General features: G+C 63.5%; 21 protein-coding genes. 17 read left to right on the forward strand and 4 right to left on the reverse strand.

Translation table 11 applies throughout. From position 1 onward, the window contains the following. Positions 1 to 7: 7 nt before the first annotated feature. The 7 genes from HWX55_RS05850 (at position 8) to HWX55_RS05880 (ending at position 6,597) form a co-directional block, all read left to right on the forward strand. Positions 8 to 1,483, forward strand: a complete 1,476-nt coding sequence (locus HWX55_RS05850) for a DUF3383 domain-containing protein (protein WP_175974643.1) — start codon at positions 8 to 10, stop codon at positions 1,481 to 1,483. A gap of 15 nt (positions 1,484 to 1,498) precedes the next feature. Further along, positions 1,499 to 1,939: a phage protein gene (locus HWX55_RS05855; RefSeq protein ID WP_175974645.1), complete on the forward strand. Its 441-nt coding sequence runs from the start codon at positions 1,499 to 1,501 to the stop codon at positions 1,937 to 1,939. Between the two features lie 2 nt (positions 1,940 to 1,941). After that, a complete protein-coding gene (locus HWX55_RS05860; protein WP_175974648.1) occupies positions 1,942 to 2,514 on the forward strand; it encodes a phage tail assembly chaperone in 573 nt (190 codons plus the stop codon). 183 nt (positions 2,515 to 2,697) lie between these two features. After that, positions 2,698 to 4,743, forward strand: coding sequence for a mannosyl-glycoprotein endo-beta-N-acetylglucosamidase (locus HWX55_RS36310; RefSeq protein WP_175974650.1), 2,046 nt, complete (start codon positions 2,698 to 2,700; stop codon positions 4,741 to 4,743). Then, positions 4,740 to 5,315 (forward strand): phage baseplate protein, encoded by a 576-nt coding sequence (locus HWX55_RS05870; RefSeq protein ID WP_175974652.1) that lies wholly within the window; start codon positions 4,740 to 4,742, stop codon positions 5,313 to 5,315. The genes HWX55_RS36310 and HWX55_RS05870 overlap by 4 nt, the downstream gene beginning before the upstream one ends. After that, positions 5,315 to 5,632 carry a hypothetical protein gene (locus tag HWX55_RS05875; RefSeq protein WP_060009913.1) on the forward strand — a complete coding sequence of 106 codons (318 nt, stop codon included), beginning with the start codon at positions 5,315 to 5,317 and terminating at the stop codon, positions 5,630 to 5,632. Before HWX55_RS05870 ends, HWX55_RS05875 begins: the two co-directional genes overlap by 1 nt. Beyond that, positions 5,629 to 6,597: a hypothetical protein gene (locus HWX55_RS05880; RefSeq protein ID WP_175974655.1), complete on the forward strand. Its 969-nt coding sequence runs from the start codon at positions 5,629 to 5,631 to the stop codon at positions 6,595 to 6,597. The genes HWX55_RS05875 and HWX55_RS05880 overlap by 4 nt, the downstream gene beginning before the upstream one ends. On the opposite strand, the gene HWX55_RS05885 is transcribed toward HWX55_RS05880, so the two are convergent. Further along, positions 6,594 to 6,965 (reverse strand): hypothetical protein, encoded by a 372-nt coding sequence (locus HWX55_RS05885; protein ID WP_244140497.1) that lies wholly within the window; start codon positions 6,963 to 6,965, stop codon positions 6,594 to 6,596. The two genes, HWX55_RS05880 and HWX55_RS05885, sit on opposite strands and share 4 nt — an antisense overlap. A 9-nt stretch (positions 6,966 to 6,974) precedes the next feature. Between HWX55_RS05885 and HWX55_RS05890 the strand changes: the two genes are divergently transcribed. From HWX55_RS05890 to HWX55_RS05910, 5 genes are all read left to right on the forward strand, one after another. Further along, on the forward strand, positions 6,975 to 7,724 hold the full coding sequence (locus tag HWX55_RS05890; RefSeq protein ID WP_175974658.1) for a Gp138 family membrane-puncturing spike protein: 750 nt from the start codon (positions 6,975 to 6,977) through the stop codon (positions 7,722 to 7,724). Between the two features lie 7 nt (positions 7,725 to 7,731). Next, positions 7,732 to 8,085 (forward strand): hypothetical protein, encoded by a 354-nt coding sequence (locus tag HWX55_RS05895; RefSeq protein WP_175974660.1) that lies wholly within the window; start codon positions 7,732 to 7,734, stop codon positions 8,083 to 8,085. Then, positions 8,082 to 9,263 (forward strand): baseplate J/gp47 family protein, encoded by a 1,182-nt coding sequence (locus tag HWX55_RS05900; RefSeq protein WP_175974662.1) that lies wholly within the window; start codon positions 8,082 to 8,084, stop codon positions 9,261 to 9,263. Before HWX55_RS05895 ends, HWX55_RS05900 begins: the two co-directional genes overlap by 4 nt. After that, complete coding sequence (locus HWX55_RS05905) at positions 9,263 to 9,925, forward strand: DUF2612 domain-containing protein (RefSeq protein ID WP_175974664.1); 663 nt, start codon at positions 9,263 to 9,265, stop codon at positions 9,923 to 9,925. Before HWX55_RS05900 ends, HWX55_RS05905 begins: the two co-directional genes overlap by 1 nt. A 68-nt stretch (positions 9,926 to 9,993) precedes the next feature. Beyond that, positions 9,994 to 11,013, forward strand: coding sequence for a hypothetical protein (locus tag HWX55_RS05910; protein WP_175974667.1), 1,020 nt, complete (start codon positions 9,994 to 9,996; stop codon positions 11,011 to 11,013). A 260-nt stretch (positions 11,014 to 11,273) separates the two neighbouring features. Here the strand turns inward: HWX55_RS05910 and HWX55_RS05915 are convergent, their stop codons facing one another. Then, entirely contained in the window at positions 11,274 to 12,326 is a 1,053-nt protein-coding gene (locus HWX55_RS05915) for an acyltransferase (RefSeq protein WP_175974669.1), read from the reverse strand. 224 nt (positions 12,327 to 12,550) lie between these two features. Here HWX55_RS05915 and HWX55_RS05925 point away from each other — a divergent pair, with 224 nt between their 5' ends. From HWX55_RS05925 to HWX55_RS05935, 3 genes are read left to right on the forward strand one after another with little or no spacing between them, the layout of a single operon-like run. Next, complete coding sequence (locus tag HWX55_RS05925) at positions 12,551 to 13,048, forward strand: lysozyme (protein WP_175974673.1); 498 nt, start codon at positions 12,551 to 12,553, stop codon at positions 13,046 to 13,048. After that, positions 13,045 to 13,593, forward strand: coding sequence for a hypothetical protein (locus tag HWX55_RS05930; protein WP_175974675.1), 549 nt, complete (start codon positions 13,045 to 13,047; stop codon positions 13,591 to 13,593). Before HWX55_RS05925 ends, HWX55_RS05930 begins: the two co-directional genes overlap by 4 nt. After that, positions 13,590 to 14,078, forward strand: a complete 489-nt coding sequence (locus tag HWX55_RS05935; protein ID WP_175974677.1) for a DUF2514 family protein — start codon at positions 13,590 to 13,592, stop codon at positions 14,076 to 14,078. The genes HWX55_RS05930 and HWX55_RS05935 overlap by 4 nt, the downstream gene beginning before the upstream one ends. Here the strand turns inward: HWX55_RS05935 and HWX55_RS05940 are convergent. Then, positions 14,060 to 14,272, reverse strand: coding sequence for a hypothetical protein (locus tag HWX55_RS05940; RefSeq protein WP_175974679.1), 213 nt, complete (start codon positions 14,270 to 14,272; stop codon positions 14,060 to 14,062). The two genes, HWX55_RS05935 and HWX55_RS05940, sit on opposite strands and share 19 nt — an antisense overlap. 174 nt (positions 14,273 to 14,446) lie before the next feature. After that, positions 14,447 to 14,836 (reverse strand): hypothetical protein, encoded by a 390-nt coding sequence (locus tag HWX55_RS05945; RefSeq protein ID WP_175974681.1) that lies wholly within the window; start codon positions 14,834 to 14,836, stop codon positions 14,447 to 14,449. 445 nt (positions 14,837 to 15,281) lie between these two features. On the opposite strand from HWX55_RS05945, the gene HWX55_RS05950 reads away from it, so the two are divergent. Beyond that, on the forward strand, positions 15,282 to 15,974 hold the full coding sequence (locus tag HWX55_RS05950) for an SOS response-associated peptidase family protein (protein ID WP_175974683.1): 693 nt from the start codon (positions 15,282 to 15,284) through the stop codon (positions 15,972 to 15,974). 1,069 nt (positions 15,975 to 17,043) lie between these two features. After that, positions 17,044 to 17,559, forward strand: coding sequence for a GNAT family N-acetyltransferase (locus HWX55_RS05955; protein WP_175974685.1), 516 nt, complete (start codon positions 17,044 to 17,046; stop codon positions 17,557 to 17,559). Positions 17,560 to 17,605: the final 46 nt, after the last annotated feature.

Consider the following 17,605-nt stretch of genomic DNA (forward strand, 5'->3'; position numbering starts at 1 on the left):
GACCAGCATGTCCAACGGATTGCCGGTATCGCGTCTGATCAACGTGACGATCAACCTCGCCGCGCTGGCGGCGCGGGGCGCGAATTTGAACACTGGGCTGATTCTCGGCCCGTCGGCCGTCATCGATACCAACGTGCGCGCGCGGTCGTACGGTGGCATCGACGAGGTGACGCCGGACTTCGGCACGAACACGCCGGAGTACTTCGCCGCGGCGCTGTACTTCAATCAGACGCCGCAGCCGCAACAGCTGATGATCGGTCGGTGGGCGAAGACGGCGACGGCCGGCTCGCTGCGCGGCGGCGTGCTGTCGGCCGCGCAGAAGGACATCGCGCTGTGGGATGCGGTCACGACCGGCGCGTTCAGCATCACGGTCGACGGCGCGGCGAAGTCGGTCACCGGCCTCGACTTCTCGGCGCAGACGAACCTGAACGGCGTGGCGACGGTGATCAACGCCAAGCTGACGGGCGCGACAATCGCGTGGACTGGTTCGCAGTTCGTCGTGACGTCGAACACGACCGGCACGAATTCGAAGATCGGCTATGCGACGGCGCCGGGGGCTGGCACCGACATCTCGGCGATGCTCGGTCTGACGAGCAGCCTTGCCGGCGTGCCGGCGGACGGGATCGCGCCCGAGCAGCCCGTCGACGCGGCCGCGCTGTTCCTCGACCGCTTCTCGAACAAGTTCCTCGGCCTCGACTTCGCGGATGCGTCGATCACGGACGATCAGCACATCGCCGTCGCGAACCTCATCGAGGCCGACCAGCGGCACATCTACGGCATCACGACGCAGAACCCGCAGGTGCTGGACTCGACCGTGACGACCGACATCGCGAGCAAGCTGAAGGCGCTGAGCCTGAAGTACACGATCTTGCAGTATTCGAGCTCGACGCCGTACGCGGTGTCGTCGCTGCTCGGCCGCCTGCTGACCGTGAACTTTGACGGCAACAACACGACGATCACGCTGATGTTCAAGCAGGAGCCGAGCGTTGCCGCGGAGGATCTGACCAGCACGCAGGCGAACACGCTTCAGGCGAAGAACTGCAACGTGTTCGTCGACTACAGCAACGACACGTCGATCATCCAGTACGGCGTGACGCCGAGCGGCCTGTTCGCCGACTCGGTCTACAACGCGATCTGGTTCCGGACCCGCATCGAGACAGACGTCTACAACCTGCTGTACCAGAGCCCCACGAAGATCCCGCAGACCGACGGCGGCAACGCCCAGATCGCTGCGACGATCTCCGCGGCCTGTGAGGCGGGGGTGAACAACGGGTATCTCGCGCCGGGCGTCTGGAACTCGGCCGGCTTCGGCGCGCTGAACCAGGGCGACACGCTGGCACAGGGCTACTACGTCTACCAGCCGCCGATCGCGACGCAATCGCAGGCGGACCGCGAGGCGCGCAAGTCCGTCGTTTTCCAGGTCGCCGCGAAGGAAGCCGGCGCAATCCACAGCGTCGACATCCTTGTCAACGTCAACCGCTAATAGGGGAAGTTCAACATGCCGACTTATAGCTTTCAGGACGTCGCGGCGTCGATCGTCGGGCCGGGCGGGGCGTTCTCGCTCGGCTACGGCGAAGCGACCGCGGAAGAAGGCATCACGATCGAGCGTGCTGGCGACAAGAACACGATGACGATCGGCTCGGACGGTGAAGGCATGCACAGCTTGCACGCCGACAAGTCCGGGCAAATCACGCTGCGATACCTGAAGACCGCGCCGATCAACGCGAAGTTGATGGCGCTGTATGACGCGCAGTCGCTCGACAGCCGGCTGTGGGGCAAGAACCTGATCGAGGTTCGGCAGACGGCGGCCGGCGACGTGACGACCGCACGCAGCTGCGCGTTCAAGAAGGGGGCGCCTATCAAATACGCGAAGGACGGCGACGTCATCGAGTGGGTCTTCGACTGCATCAAAATCGATAGTCTGCTCGGGACGTACTGACCATGGCTACCGAAATCCAATTGAACGGCGGCCGGTACGTGATCGGCAAGCTGAACGCGATGCAGCAGTTCCACGTGTCGCGGCGCATCGCGCCAATCATCCCGCCGATGATTCCGGTGCTGATGAAGTTCTACGCCGAGCTCGAGCAGGCCGACATTGCGCGCGAGCAGGCACGCGCGAACGCCGCGCTCGCGGCGCTGGCCGCAGGTGTCGAGGGCGAGGAGGGAGCGCAAGCGCCGGCCGCCGCGGCGCCGGCACCCACGGCCGACCGCTCGCGCGAGCTGCTGTCGATGGTCGACGCGATCGCACCAGTGCTGCAACCGTTCGCCGACGCGCTGGCCGGCCTGAAGGACGAGGATGCCGAATACGTCTTCGGCACGTGCCTGTCCGTTGTCGAGCGCTGGCAGGGCGCCGGCTGGGCGAAGGTCTGGAACATCGCGCACAAGACGTCGATGTTCGACGACATCGGCATCGACGTGATGCTGCCGCTGGTCGTGCGCGTCGTCGTGGCGAACCTCGGCCCTTTTATCAGCGGGCTGCTTACCAGCCAAGCGAGCAGCCCGGCGGCGACGTAGGCTGGATCCGCACGCTGCCCGGCGGTGAGGATTGGCTGCTCGCGCCCGTACACGCGCAGATGTGTCGGTACGAGTCGCTGCTCGACGGGGCACTTGGCCTGGCCGACGTCGCCCTGATGAACGACTCCCTCGCCGTCCGGGCGGACAACGAAGCGGCGTACCGCCGCAAGATGGAAAGAGAAAATGGCTGATTCGGTCGTCATCCGCGAGTTCCTGGTCGCGCTCGGCTTCAAGGTCGACGAGAAGGGCCTGAAGAACTTCAAGGAAGGCGTCGAAGGCACGACGAAGGGTGTCAAGCAACTGATCGCAACGGTGTCCGGTGCAGCGTTGACGGTAAGCGCCGGCGTCGCGGCATTCGCATCGAAGCTCGAGCGCCTGTACTTCGTGTCGCAGCGGACCGGCGCGTCGGCAACCAACCTGCGCGGTTTCGAGTTCGCTGCACGCAACATGGGCGTCTCGGCCGAGGCGGCCACCGGCACGATCGAGAACCTCGCGCGCTTCCTGCGCAACAACCCCGCCGGCGAGGGGTACCTCGCGACGCTCGGCGTGCAGACGCGCAACGCGAACGGCGAGCTGCGCGACACGGTCGACATCATGTCCGACCTCGGGAAGTCGCTGGCGAACAAGCCGACGTGGCTCGCGAGCCAGTACGGCAACATTCTCGGCATCGACGAGAACCTGATGCTCGCGATGCGCAACGGGGACTTCGAGAAGCTCCTGGCGCAGTACCGCGAGATGTCGAAGTCGACCGGCCTGGACAAGGCGGCCGACGACTCGCACCGTTTCATGACGCAGCTGCGCGGGCTCGGCACGTCGTTCGAGAACCTCGGCATCCGAGTCGAGGGGGCGATGCTGCAGAAGGTCGGGCCCAGTCTCGATCGGTTTCAACGGTGGATGGACGACCACGGCGACGAGATCGCAAACAGGATCGCCGACATCGCGAGCGCGATCCTGAAAGTGGCCGAGGCCGCGGGGCCGCCGCTTGCGAAGCTGGTAGACCGGTTGGTCGAGCTGGACCGCGCGACGGACGGTTGGTCGACGAAGATTTTGCTGCTCGGAGTGGCGCTGAAGGCGCTCGGCGTATTCAAGATCGCCGGCGGTATCTGGAAGATGGTGGCGGCGCTGCGCGCGGGCGGTGCGGCGGCCAGCGGCGCAACTGGTCTGCTCTCCGCGATGGGTGTTGAGCTTGCCGCGCTGGCCTCAAGTGCGGCCGCCGTCGGCGCTGCGTTTCTCGGTTGGAAGATCGGCGACGGCGTGCGCGACCAGATCGACGGCTTGATCACGAAGCTGTCGGGCGGCCGGTTCCGTTCGTTGTGGGACATCCTCACGCTGCAGGATCGGCGCGGCCTCGACTCGACCGGCGGCTACACGCAGGCCGAGATCGACAGCATGAAGGACGGCGGTGGCGCGAAGCTGACGCCACCGCGCGACGCTGCTCCTGCGCCGACGCCGACGCCGACGCCGACGCCGACGCCGACGCGTGCGTCTGCATCTGGACCGGCACCGGGACCTGCGCCCGTCGCGCCGGCCGGCCTGGCCGGCGCGATGTCGCGCCTCGCCGATACGGCATTCGGTCATCTCATCGCGCGCGGCGAGGGCGACTACAACAGCGTCAACCGTGGCGCGCGCGGCGGCTACCGCTCCGGCACCGAGAACCTCGAGGGCATGACGCTCGCGCAGGTCATGGCCGCGCAACGCGCCGGGCAGTTCAACGCTGTCGGCCGCTACCAGATCATCGGCAGCACCCTGGCCGAGGCTGCGCGCGGGTTGAAACTGAACGGCTCGGAGATGTTCGACCGGAAGCTGCAGGACCGGATCTTCGATGAGTACCTCGTACGCAACAAGCGCCGCGCGATCGCCGACTATGTCGAAGGGCGTAGCGACGATCTGCGCGGCGCGCTGCGCGCCGCGTCGCGCGAGTGGGCGAGCGTTGCAGACCCGGACACCGGCCGCAGCTACTACGCGGGCAAGGGCAACAACCGCGCGAGCATCACGGCAGCCGAGATGGCAGCCGCGCTGCGCAACACGCGCGCGACGTACCAGCCGGCCGGCGCGCTGACTGCACAGTCGGCAGCCGGCGGCGGAACGACGAAGGTCGAGCTGCACCAGTCCACGCAGATCCACGTGACCGGCGCTGGCGATCCTTCGGCAGCCGGTCGCGCCGTCGAGCGCGAGCAGCGCGCGGTGAACGCCGACATGGTGCGCAATCTACAGGGGGTGATCTCGTGATCCTCGACATGATCATGATCTCGCCGAAGAAGATCGGCAGCATCACGGTGCAGGTCGCGATCGAAGAGATCTACAACGACGAGCTCGCGATCACCGAGCATCCGGTCGAGCAAGGGGCGCAGATCACCGATCACGCGTTCAAGCGGCAGCCGGACCTATCGATGCGGTGCGGCTGGAGCAATGCCGACTACGAAGCGTTGCTCGGCGCGGCGGAGGCGACGTTCGATGGAGGCGGCCTGCCGTCAGCGCAGTACGTCAACGCGATCTACTCGCAGCTGCTGGCGCTGCAGCAGGCACGCACGCCGGTCGACGTCACGACGAGCCGCCGGACCTATCAGAGCATGCTTCTGCAGGGGTTGCGGCTCACGGTTGACGCGAAGACGTCGAGCGCGCTGATCCTGACGGCGACCCTCAAGCAGATCCGCATCGTGTCGACGCAGGTGACGAAGTTGCCGCCGCGCGAGAACCAGGCCGACCCGGCGTCGACGGCCGAAACCGGCAACGGCGGTACGAAGGCCGCCGTGCCTGCGACGCCGGCGCCGGGCGGCGCAGTACCGCCGGGGAGTATGTGATGCCGAGCTACTTCGAGATTCCGTTTTCCCCGCGCCCGGAGCGATTCACCGTGACGCTGAGCGGGACCGACTATCGCCTGACCGTCCAGTATCGCAAGGCCGGCGGCGCGGGCTGGGTGCTGGACATCGCGGACGCTTCGGACAACCCGTTGGTGTCCGGCATCCCGCTGGTGACCGGCATCGATCTGCTCGGCCAGTACAAGCACCTGGGTTTCCAAGGGCGCCTGTGGGTGCAGGGCGCGGCTGATCCTGACGACGTACCGACGTACGAGGATCTGGGCATCGGATCGCATGTTTTCTGGGTGACAGACCAATGAGCGTTGAACAGTTTGGCCGGAAGGTATCGCTGATCATCGGCTTCGACAGCGGCGAGGCGCTCGATCTGTCCGAGCTGCGGATCGTGTTCCGCGTGCAGCGGGGCGACCTGCAGACGCCTAACTCGGCACGCATCCGCGTCTACAACGTGTCCGAGACGACGGCGCGACGCGCGCAGAAGGAGTTCACGCGCGTCGTGCTGCAGGCCGGCTACGAGGGCAACTACGGGATCATCTTCGACGGCCAGATCAAGCAGGTGCGACGCAGGCGCGAGAGCCAGACCGACACGTTCGTCGACATCACCGCGGCGGACGGTGATTCCGCGTACAACTTCGCCGTGGTCAACACGACGCTTGCGGCAGGCTCAACGGCGGCCGACCACGTGGCCGCCGCGTGCACTGCCATGAACCCGTATGGCGTGCAGCAAGGCTATCTGCCCGAACTGCCGTCGAACCCGCTGCCGCGCGGTAAGGTGATGTTCGGAATGGCGCGCGACTTCATGCGATGGACCGCGCGCACCACGCAGACTGTCTGGAGCATCCAGGACGGCAAGGTGGTGATGGTGCCGGAGACGGCATACATGCCTGGCGACATTCCGAAGATCACGTCGGCAACAGGCATGGTCGGGCTACCGCAGCAGACAGCGAACGGGATCGAAGTGAAGATGCTGCTGAACCCGAGCGTGAAGATCGGCCGACTGATCTGGCTCGACAACGCGAGCATCCAGCAGTACGAGTACAGCCTGAACGTCGGCCAGCAGGCGGAGAACGAGCGGATCGAGATGCAGGCGAAGCTGCAGGACGATGGCTTCTACTACGTGATGCTCGCGGACGTGGGTGGCGATACACGCGGCGACGAGTGGTACACGAGCGTGACATGCCTTGCGGCCGACGTGACGGTGCTGCTGGATTCGTTCAAGGATAAGGCGGCCGTGCCGCCCGCCGGCGTGATCAAAAAGTATGGCTAACGGCCGTAGGTCGGGAGCGCCTTGATGGTCATTCTGGCCCAGTTCACGTAGCTACTTACATCGGCTCGCGCCAGCGTGTTGAGGGGGACCGACTTCGTCGGCATCGTCGGCACGATGATGACGGCATCGCCGTCGATCGTCTCGCCCCAGCACCCGATGTCCCACACACCGCGGTAGGACTCGTAGCGCCGCATGTTCTTCGCGTTCGCTAGCGGCAAGTCGCACTTCTGGGCGGTGTACAGGATCGTCGGGAACTGGTTGTCGACGGTGACACCGACCTTCATGTCGGCGAACGGATAGACGTAGGCGTCGTCAGCGACGGCGGCGAGCGGCGCGAGCAGCGCGGCGGTCAACAGCAGTTTTTTCATTTTCATCCCATGGATCGACGTGAAAGGGTAGGCGACCCGGAGGTCGCCCTGCGTGAAGCGTTCGACGGCGTGCGCGCGGGCATCTGGACAGCATTGCCTGGCATCATCCAGTCGTTCGAAAGCGCCGCCGACCGGCCGCCGACGTGCAGCGTCCAGCCGGCCATCAAGGCGCTGGTGCGCGGCATCGATGGAACGATCCAGAGCGTCGCGCTGCCGCTGCTGGTCGACTGCCCGGTCCAGTTCCCTGCCGGCGGAAATTGTACGTTGACGTTCCCGGTGGCGCCCGGCGACGAGTGCCTCGTCGTGTTCGCGTCACGCTGCATCGACGCCTGGTGGCAGTCGGGCGGCGTGCAGGAGCAGGCCGAGCTGCGCATGCACGACCTGTCGGACGGGTTCGCGCTGCTCGGCTTTCGATCGAGGCCGCGCGCGCTCGCCGGCGTGAGCGTCAGCTCGACGCAACTGCGCAGCGACGACGGCGCGACGTACATCGATCTGAACCCGACGCTGCAGAAGGTCAAGATCGTCGCGCCGGGCGGCTTCGACGTCGTCGCGCCGCTTTCGACGTTCTCGGCGGCCGTGACTATCACCGGGATGCTGACGTTCGTCGGCGGTATGGTCGGCAGCGCAGCAAGCGGGGCTGCAGCCGTGTTCAACGGCGTGATTCAGTACATCGGGCAAGTCTTCGCGAACGGCAAGCGCGTCGACGATACGCACACGCACCCGAACGGCAGCGGCGGCAACACCGGCCAGGTCAACTGAGATTCCCATGCGATACCGAAAACTCGACGCTGACGGCGATTACGTCTTCGGCGGGGGCGCGGCAGACTTCCTCGTGAACACGCCCGAGACGGTCGCGCAGGCGGTGCTGACGCGGCTGCGCTTGCTGCGCGGCGAATGGTTTCTCGACACGACGGCCGGCATGCCGTGGGCCACGGATGTGCTCGGGAAGTACACGAGCGGCAAGTATGACGCGGCGATCCGCCAGTGCATCCTCGGCACGCAGGGCGTGACTGAGCTCGTCAGCTACTCGAGCACTGCCGATTCTGAGACGCGCGTGCTGACCGTCACCGCAACGATCAACACCATCTACGGCACCACCACGGTACAGGCGACATTGTGACTCTCACGACCCTCGCACCCACCATCGACGCGAACGGCATCACTGCGCCGACGTACGCGGACGTGTTCGCGTATCTCCAGGATCAGTACCGTTCGATCTACGGCGCCGACACGTACCTGGAGCCGGACAGCCAGGACGGTCAGCTGATCGGCGTGTTCGCGAAAGCGATCAGCGATGTCAACGCGGTCGCGATCGCGATCTACCGGTCGTTCAGCCCGGCGACGGCGCAGGGCGATGCGCTATCGAGCAACGTCAAGATCAACGGCATCGCGCGCAAGGTCGCGTCGTACTCGAGCGCCGACCTGGTGCTGGTCGGGCAGGCCGGCAAGACGATTACGAACGGCGCGGCGAAGGACGCCAACGGTGTGCAGTGGATGCTGCCGGCGACGGTGACGATCCCGCCGAGCGGCACGATCACCGTCACGGCCACGTGCGCGGCGATCGGCGACGTGTCCGCGCGCGCGGGCATGATCAACCAGATCGCGACGCCCGCACTCGGCTGGCAGTCGGTGACGAACCCGGCGGACGCCGCAGAGGGCGCGCCGGTCGAGAAAGACCCGGTGCTGCGGCAGCGGCAGACGGTGTCGACGGCGCTGCCGTCGCTCACAGTGCTCGACGGCATCATCGGTGCAGTGGCGAACGTGCCGGGCGTCACCCGATATGTCGCCTACGAAAATGACACCAGCGCGACCGACACGAACGGCATCCCGTCGCATTCGATCTCGCTCGTGGTCGAGGGAGGCGACGCGACGGCCATCGCGAACGCGATCGCGGCGAAGAAAACGCCGGGGTCCGGGACATACGGCACGACTGCCGTCATCGTCACGGACATCTACGGTCGGCCGGTCACCATCAAGTTCTTCCGGCCGGCGCCCGCGCCGATCGCCGCGACGGTCAGTCTGAAGGCGCTCACCGGCTATACCAGCCAGGCGGGGCAGCAGATCCAGCAGGCCGTGTCCGACTACATCAATGGCGTGCAAATCGGCGGCGGCCTATCTGGCAGCGTCGAATGGGGTGACGCGCTGACCGCGGCGAACGGCGTGGGCGGCGGCGTTACGTTCAAGCTGTCCGGCCTGACACTCACCGGCCCGCGCGGCGCCGGCGCGCCGGACGTCGCACTGCTGTTCAACGAGGCGGCGTCGTGCACGCCGGCGAACGTGACTCTGGTGGTGACCTGATGGCCGAGCTGACCGACTACACCGCGCTGATCACGTCCGAGCACCGCGACCTGCCTCGGTTTGCGGCGGTGCTCGGCGCGCTCGTGCAGCCGCTCGTCGACCAGATGAACATGCTGCAGAGCATGCCGGGAAAGTTTGACCTCGACAACGCGGTCGGCGTGCAGCTGGACGACGTGGGCGTCTGGGTCGGCGTGTCGCGGAAGATCCGCACGCCGCTGTCCGGCATCTACTTCTCGTTCGATGTTGCCGGCCTCGGATTCGATCAGGGCATCTGGAAGGGGCCGTTCGATCCCGATACCGGGTTGACGGTCCTCGACGACGACACGTATCGGCTCGTCATCCGCGCGAAGATCGGCGCGAACCACTGGGACGGGACGCTCGAATCGAGCGCGGCGATCCTGAACAGCATCTTCGACGCGGACACGCACGTGTTCATCGAAGACCACCAGGACATGTCGATGACGATCGGCATCTCCGGAAAGGTGCCATCTGCGGTGTTCCTCGCGCTGCTCGCTGGCGGCTACATCCCGCTGAAGCCCGAGGGCGTCCGTGTCAACTACACGATCGTCACGACCGTCGACAGCGCACCGCTGTTCGGCTTCGACATGTCTGGCTCATACGTGGCCGGCTTCGATGTCGGCGCGTGGGGCAAACCGATCTGACTCACGCAACGCATTTTCCGCTTTGAGCCGCCTTCATTCGGGCGGCTTTTTCTTTGCTCGGAGCACTGATGGCAAACAACAATTTCAAGGCGTTTGCGGCGGCTGCCGGCGCGAACGTGATGACGCAGTCCGACTACGAAGCGCTCGCCGCACTTCTGACCGGTTTCGTCAGCGGTACCGCCCAGTCGGCCCAACTCAACAAGGTCTGGCGCCAGAGTTCGATCATGTCTGCCGTGCTGGCGCAGTTCATCGTTGACCTCACGGGTCAAGATGCGATCGACGACGGCACGACGACAACCTTGCTGGCGAATCTGAAGGCTGCAGTGCAGGCGCAGTCCGCCGCAGTGGTCGGCCAGGCCCGAAATGTAGTCATGTCGGTAGCCGCGGCTTCGAGTACCGCGACGCTGTCCGCGGACGAGATTGTTGTTGGCACTGCGCTCGGCGGTCGGAAGTACCTGCTGAATCAGTTTTCTAAGACGATCAACCTCGCGATCGCCGGCGCGGGTGGCATGGATTCCGGGGGCGCTCCGGCATCAGGTTATGTCGCCCTGTATGTGATCTACAACCCAACCACGGGCGCCAGCGCGTTGCTCGCCACGAACGCCACGAATGCCGTCGCACCAAACGTCTACGGGGGCGCCAATATGCCGGCCGGCTATACCGCGAGTGCGCTCGTGAGCGTGTGGCCGATGAACGGAAGCGGACAATTCGCCGTTGGCCTCCAGACTGATCGCAGCATTTCGATTCTTCCGAATGTGGTCTTGAACAGCAACACCAGCCAAGCGTCCCTGACCGCGCTTTCCATTGCGGGAGCCGTGCCGAAAAACGCAGTATCGGTGATGCTACGCTCGTCTCTATCAAGCGGTAGTGCCGGATGGAGCGGGAATATCACCGTGTCGCCGTCTACCGCAGGGTCGGGAATCGCACCTCAAACAGTCGGGGGCAGCAATGGTGCGGCGAATTCCGCTCTTTATGGAACGCTTCCCGATGTCGGAATAGTCGGCAGCAGCCAGCAAATATTCTATATTTGCAATGCCAGTCCGGGTACTCCGACCTACGGAATCAACGTTCTTGGGTATAAATTCTGAGGTCCACCTATGGCGACAATCTACGTACAGTTTTCGGACTCGAATGAGACCGTAATCGTGTCGGTTTTCAGTGCGCCGCAAGACGCAACGGCATATTCCAATCTTGGCGAAGTGACCGAGGCCGATACGCGTTATTCGGCGTATTACAACGGCTTGCCGCCATGGGCACAACAGGGAATGCTTCAGCCAAGCACGGGCGAGTAGGTTGGACTGGTGAGGGGCTGCCAGAGCCTCAATGATTTTGAGGCTCCCCCTTGAGGCTATGCGACGGTTGAATTTTCTGCAGGCGGAAGGCGGCCACTTTCCGACAGATTTCGATTTCGAATCTTGTGGCGTATCGCTATCACGCGCTTCTCGATCAATTCGTATGATAGCCATGCAAGTATTAACGATACCCCTAGCAACGCAGGAATGTACAGACTCGATTTTTCTGATAGTCCGGCAACCTGAAAGCACAACATTACAAAGCGATGATTAAGGAATAATCCATAGCTGAGATTGCCCGTGAATTCATCAACTCTTCCTAATTTAAATTTTGATAATACATAAACAACTGGGATGCCGACGACCATGCCGAACAGCACTTCGAAGATGTAGGGGCGTTGCAATTCCGGATGATAGACCACATAACCGAATAGCCAGCACGTGGCTATATAGCAGGAAATGACTGCGCGCACGCTGGTGTTCCTGCGCAGAAAGCTTCCGAAAATAAACATGAAGAGCGTTGCCGGAAGCATGCGATACCCCCAGGTGTCCGAATCGATGATGCCGAATAGCGGAAGGGAGAAGAATGCCGCGGATAACGCGAATGCTACTGCCCGTGCTCGAAAAGCAAGAATGAAAGGAATTACAAGGTAGAACTGAGATTCAAGGCCAAGTGACCAGGCCTGCGGGATGATCAGGCAGTCCGTGAAGTACGTGTAGAAGTTGAGCGGGAGCATCGTCAAGTTGAGCATCAACTTCGCCGGCGTTATTCCCGAGAGGTAGAAGGACGACGGACGTGCGATCCATGCAAGCAGTAGTGTGAGCGCAAAATAAAGCAGGAACTGAGGAAAGAGGCGCATCGCGCGATCGAGGTAGAACGTCCCTGTTCGTTCAACACCTGGATAGCTCTTATCGATCAGTGCGGTCATAACGTAGCCGCTGATGATGAAAAATGATATGACCGCAATGACGCCGATTTCTCGGCCTAGGACGGTAACCCGGACGTGCGACAGAAGGACGGCTACAGCCAAAAGTAATCGATAGATGCCCATCACCAAGCCTTTTGATTTTTTGCGGATTCTATCAGGGTTTTGACGCAGTTTTTCCACCTATACAAATCGACCGCCTTTGGGGCGGTTTTTTCTTGACGGGGACTCGATGAAGAACGATCTCGTAGCCAGCGCAGTGAAGGTCGCGCCAGCAGTGGGAGGAAATTTTTGGTTGTGGTTGAAGAGCCACGACATCAACTGGTGGGTAGCCGTCGCGACGATCGCGTACATCGGGCTGCAGGCGTACTACCTGGTCAAGAACAAAGGGAAGAGGGCATTGCTCGATGGCTAACGTACCGAAGAAGACACTCGCTGGTGTTGTGGGGGCTGCTGCGGCAGCCCTTCTTTTTTCCATGGTCCCGAAGTTCGAGGGGCTTGAGCTCGTCGCGCGGCCCGACCCGATCGGGATCATCACGGCGTGCAACGGCGACACGAAGGATGTGCGGGCCGGCCAGCGCTTCACGCCCGACGAGTGCCGCGCGCGCCTCGAACAACGCCTGATCGAGCACGCCGAGCCGGTCCTGAAGTGCACGCCCGGTCTGAAGGGGCGCACGTACCAGCTCGCGGCCGCGGTGAGTTTCGCCTACAACGTCGGCGCGGGCGCGTACTGCGGCAGCACGACGGCGAAGCGGTTCAACGCCGGCGACTGGAAGGGCGCGTGCCGCGCGATGAACGAGGCGGACAACGGCCGGCCGCAGTGGGTGACGGCCGGCGGCCGCGTGCTGCCGGGACTGGTGAAACGGCGAGCCGAGGAGCGTGCACTGTGCGAGCGCGACCTATGACGACCACGAAAACCCACGAAACGCGACGCACGCTCGCCGAGGACGTCTTCTACCCGGATCACGAGCCGCGTACCGAGTCGCCGACGTTCCGCGCGAGCAAGCGCGAGATGAAGGCGGCCGGCGGCTACGTCTGCGCGGTATGTGGCGACGACCAGGCCGTCGAGTCGCATCACCGGTTCTTCGAGTGGGCGTTCTCGCACGCGATCAACTGGAAGTGGATCCGCGGCGTCGCGCTCAACCAGATCGACACGATGTTCAGTCACAAACTGCAGCGCGTCGTGCCGATCCCGCGCCAGCACCCCGTCTGGGACGTCATCAGGCTGACGCAAGGCTTCGACTGGGATGCGTTCGACCCGGCCCGGCCGGAGGCATTCGTCGACTCGACCTACAACCAATTGCTGCTGTGCGCGCTCCATCACCGGGGCAAGGATCACGGCCGTCACGAGGAAAGCGACCCGGTCTGGAGCGTGCAGGGGTTCCTGCTGCCGGACTTCGTCTACTCGCCGGACGAGCTGAAGCAGCTGCATGCGAAGGAACGGAAATGACACTTCTGAAGCTAGTTTGGCCGTATGTGCTCGCTGTGTTGCTCGGCGTTGCCGCCGGCATCTACGGCGAGCACCTGATCAGCGCGCGCGAGATCGCCGGCATGAAGGCTGACGCCGCGACGGCTCAAGCGAAGGCGGTGGATGCCGCGCGCGCCGAAGAACAACGCCGCACCGCGGCTCAATCGGAGATTGCGAAAGATGCGAACCAACAACGAACGGCCGCGCTCGCGGATGCTTTTGCTGCTCGCGCTGCCGCTGGCAGCCTGCAGCAGCGCGTCGACCAGCTCGTCGCCGCCGCCCGCCATTCCGCCGCTGCCACCGGAGGCCCGGCAACCGGCGACGCCCTCGATCTGCTTGCCGACGTGCTCGGCCGCTCTGACCAGCGCGCGGGCGACCTGGCAGAGTATGCTGACCGTGCCCGCATCGCCGGCCAGCAGTGCGAGCGCGACTACGACGCGCTGAGCTATCAGTCGTCAGGTCCGTAACCGTATCCGCTCGATACTGGCAGCCCTTGCAGCGCAAGCCATGTTCCGATTACACCGAAAATCAGCACGCCGGAAAGCACACCGAGCCATCCACGGCCCGTTGCTTTGCTGATCTTCGCGCCGCAATAGAGAGCGCCGGCAAACGCTGCGGCGTAGAGCAGAAAAGAGCCCAACTGGAAGGCAAACGCGCGCATGTCGGCCGCCCGTAGTGGTGTGAATTCGCCATATTACTGCGGCAAGATCACCCCATCACAGCGTAGCGGGTCGGCCACGCGGCCAGACCAATGCTCGCAAGTTCCGCATGGGTGTCGTTGGATTGACTTTAATCGACGGCCGACCCGTGACGCTTGTCGGCCCTCGGTCGGTACCTAGTTGAGCGGCTCGAGGTAGAACCCGCGCGCCGTCAGGTCCATCTTCGCGTCGCTGAACGAATCGAAAATGTCGTATCCGCATTCGACGTACGTGATCGTGTGATCGAAGTCGAGATGCTCGATGTTGCGCTTCCACGTCAGCGGCAAGTCGGTCGAGTGCCCCGGATCGAAGTGGACGACGCTCAGGTACGGCGGACGAACGCCGAGAGGAGGATACTCCGTGCGTAGTACGAGCTCGACGTGAGCGATGACATGATGTTCCGGGATTCGGTCCGCATAACGCAGCAGGTACGCCCGCAGCGAATGGCCGTCCTTCCGGTCTTGCGCCGAGGCGAAGCCAAACCAGTCGTCGTCGGAATCGCTGAATTCTTCCGCAATTGTGCGCATATCGACCTCCAGTGCGACGAGCCTCCAGAATGCCACAGGTGCGCCACTGCCCGTCGCGGCTTTTGCCGGGCGGTGCGCGGACGGCGGCGAAGTGCGTCACTTCTTCGAAATGGTATATCTGGTCGGTCGCGCGAATTGATGCGCGAGCTGATCGCACGCTTCATCGTCAAGTTCGTCGAGGCCGATCGCCCGCTGCCAGAAGGCACATCCAAGGCGAGGCCGGGCCGCGACGCCGTTGACGTTTCCCGGGTGCATGCAGACCGCATGCGCACCGCCGCAAAACGCCACGCCGGACCAGTGCTCGCAGGTCCAGCACGGACGGTTGATTCTATCGAGGAAGAGGCCGGACCCCAGCCCGTCGTTAGCCACGGCGCAACTACTGTATAAAAACACAGTGTATCCCGGGGTAAGATGGGGTCGTCAAGATCGAAAATTGGGGACGGCGATGTGCACGAACTACGTGGCGCCGGGCGAGGATCCGGGCCTGAGCGAGCTCAAGATCGACAGTTTTCGGGATCTGTACCGCTGGACGCCGTGGAAACCCGAGATCTACCAGGACTATGACGCGCCGATCGTCGGCTACGTCGACGGGCAGTTCAAGCCGTTGATTGCCGGCTTCGGCTTCTGGCCGCACGCGCTGCAGAAGGCCAACGTCGAGAAGGCGAAGGAGCAGGGCAAGAAGCCGCCGATCATCCGCAGCACGATGAACGTGCGCGACGATAACCTGGGTAAATCGCCGCTGTACGGGCCAGCGTGGCGCGCCGGGCGGCGCTGCCTGATCCCGGCGAAGTGGATCTACGAGCCGAACTGGGAGACGGGGAAGCACGTCCGATACCGGATCGGGCTGGCCGGCTGGCGGCCGCTATGCGTCGCGGGTATCTGGCGCACGCTGCAGCGCCCGGACGGCACCGAGCATCACACCATGGCGATGATCACGGTCAACGGCGACGAGCACCCGATCATGAAGCACATGCACCGGCCGGGCGATGAAAAGCGGTCCGTCGTCATCTTGCGGCCGTCCGACTGGGAGGAATGGCTGACGACGCCGAACGTCGAGGCCGCGCGCGCGATGCTGCAGCTCTATCCGGCCGACGAGATGTTCGCCGAGCCGGTGCCCCCTAAGCCCAAGGCGGCTTAGCCATGACCTACGCGCATGCCTCGAATTGCGGCCAACACCGGATTGCAGTACGCTATGCGTACGCTGTCCGGCGTGCCGCACATGTCAGTACGAAGGACGGAAGGGGCGGAAATTTTGTGGAACGAGCCCAGAAAAACGACGACGAATCAACGGTCGATTTGGCCAAAGAATTCCACCGGATCGGCTCAAACCCTTGTCATATAAGGCTTGACCACTAAGATTGTGATTCCTGTCGTCGTGGGTTCGAGTCCCATCAGCCACCCCAACAAATTCAAGCAAAAAGCCCGGTTCATTGAACCGGGCTTTTTGCTTTCTGGCGTTCGGACACAGCCAATGTGTGTGTTAGTCACGGGGTCTTTAACGAAGTGGTATCCCCGTATTCAACGAATCAACCACGACGCCATTTCGGCCTCGCGCGCGTCAAAAGAGCGGTTGCATAAATCGAGGCGTCCCGGCGATATGACTTCGATACCGAATATGAGACCTCGAATGAGACGACGCGGGCAGGTATCGAAATCGGGCGCGCGATCGTTCGTGGTATCGACGGATGGCCGCTTGTCTCGCATCGCCGATGTGGATGACGGAGATGGCGACGAGGCCCCCGGGCCTGCTTCGTATCGCGTTTCCTTGTCGTTGCGCTGACAACGTTCGTACCCATGCTCGCGCCGTTTCCTTTCCCGCCTAAGGTTCTCGCGCGCCGTGCCGTTATCTTCTCTGGACAGCCCTCGTGCCTCGAATGCTGATCCGTTTTCTTGCCTGCTCGCGCTAAACGCGAGCAGGCTTTTTTCGTTTACGGCCGCTCGTAACCGGCTGATTGGCGGAATCGAACAGGGGCTTGGCGCAAACCGACAAAGCGCAACAGTCTTACATGCGTGTAATGTGGGAGCCTCCTCGTGCCCTCATGCTTTGCAGGGCCGTTCGATCCCGACGACCGGAGAAGGTGTCGGGATTTTTTTTGGGCGCTCGCCGACGATCGCCGACAAGCCCTGCGAAATGCATCCCGCAAAGCGCGGTATATTTTGCGACGACACAGGCCGATCAAGAGAACCTACACGAGGAGTGGCTACCGATGCCGGACACCCGGGTTACACTGCGCGCCGCGACACCGCACGACGCGAGTCACATTGCTCGCCTGCACACGCTGAGCTGGCAAACCGCCTATAGCCATATCCTTCCGGCCAGCTATCTGTCCGACGAGGTGCCGACGGAGCATGCGATCCGGTGGCGCAACTATTTCGATCGCAACGAGAGTGAGTGGGGCCTCGTGCTGATCGCCGAGTCGAACGGCGAGCCCGTCGGCTTCGTCAGCGCCGAGCGCCCCGTCGATCCCGCGCTGGGTGTGCTGCTCGACTGCCTGCACGTTCATCCTTCGCATCACGGCGGCGGCACGGGCAAGCGCATGATCGAAGCCGTTCGCGCATGGGCTCGCTCGATCGGCGTGGACAGGGTCCATCTGCAGGTGCTGGAGGACAACGTGCGTGCGATCGGATTCTACGAACACAACGGCTGGCAATTGGCCGGTGTCGAAACGTGTCGCATCGGCCAGACGCAAGTCACCGACCGGATTTACGCAATCCACGCTTGAACGCCGGCCGGCATCGATGCGAGCGGCGGCAAGCGAGTGCAATTGC

The sequence above is a fragment of the Burkholderia sp. BCC1047 genome, assembly GCF_902833155.1.
Lineage (GTDB): Bacteria > Pseudomonadota > Gammaproteobacteria > Burkholderiales > Burkholderiaceae > Burkholderia > Burkholderia sola.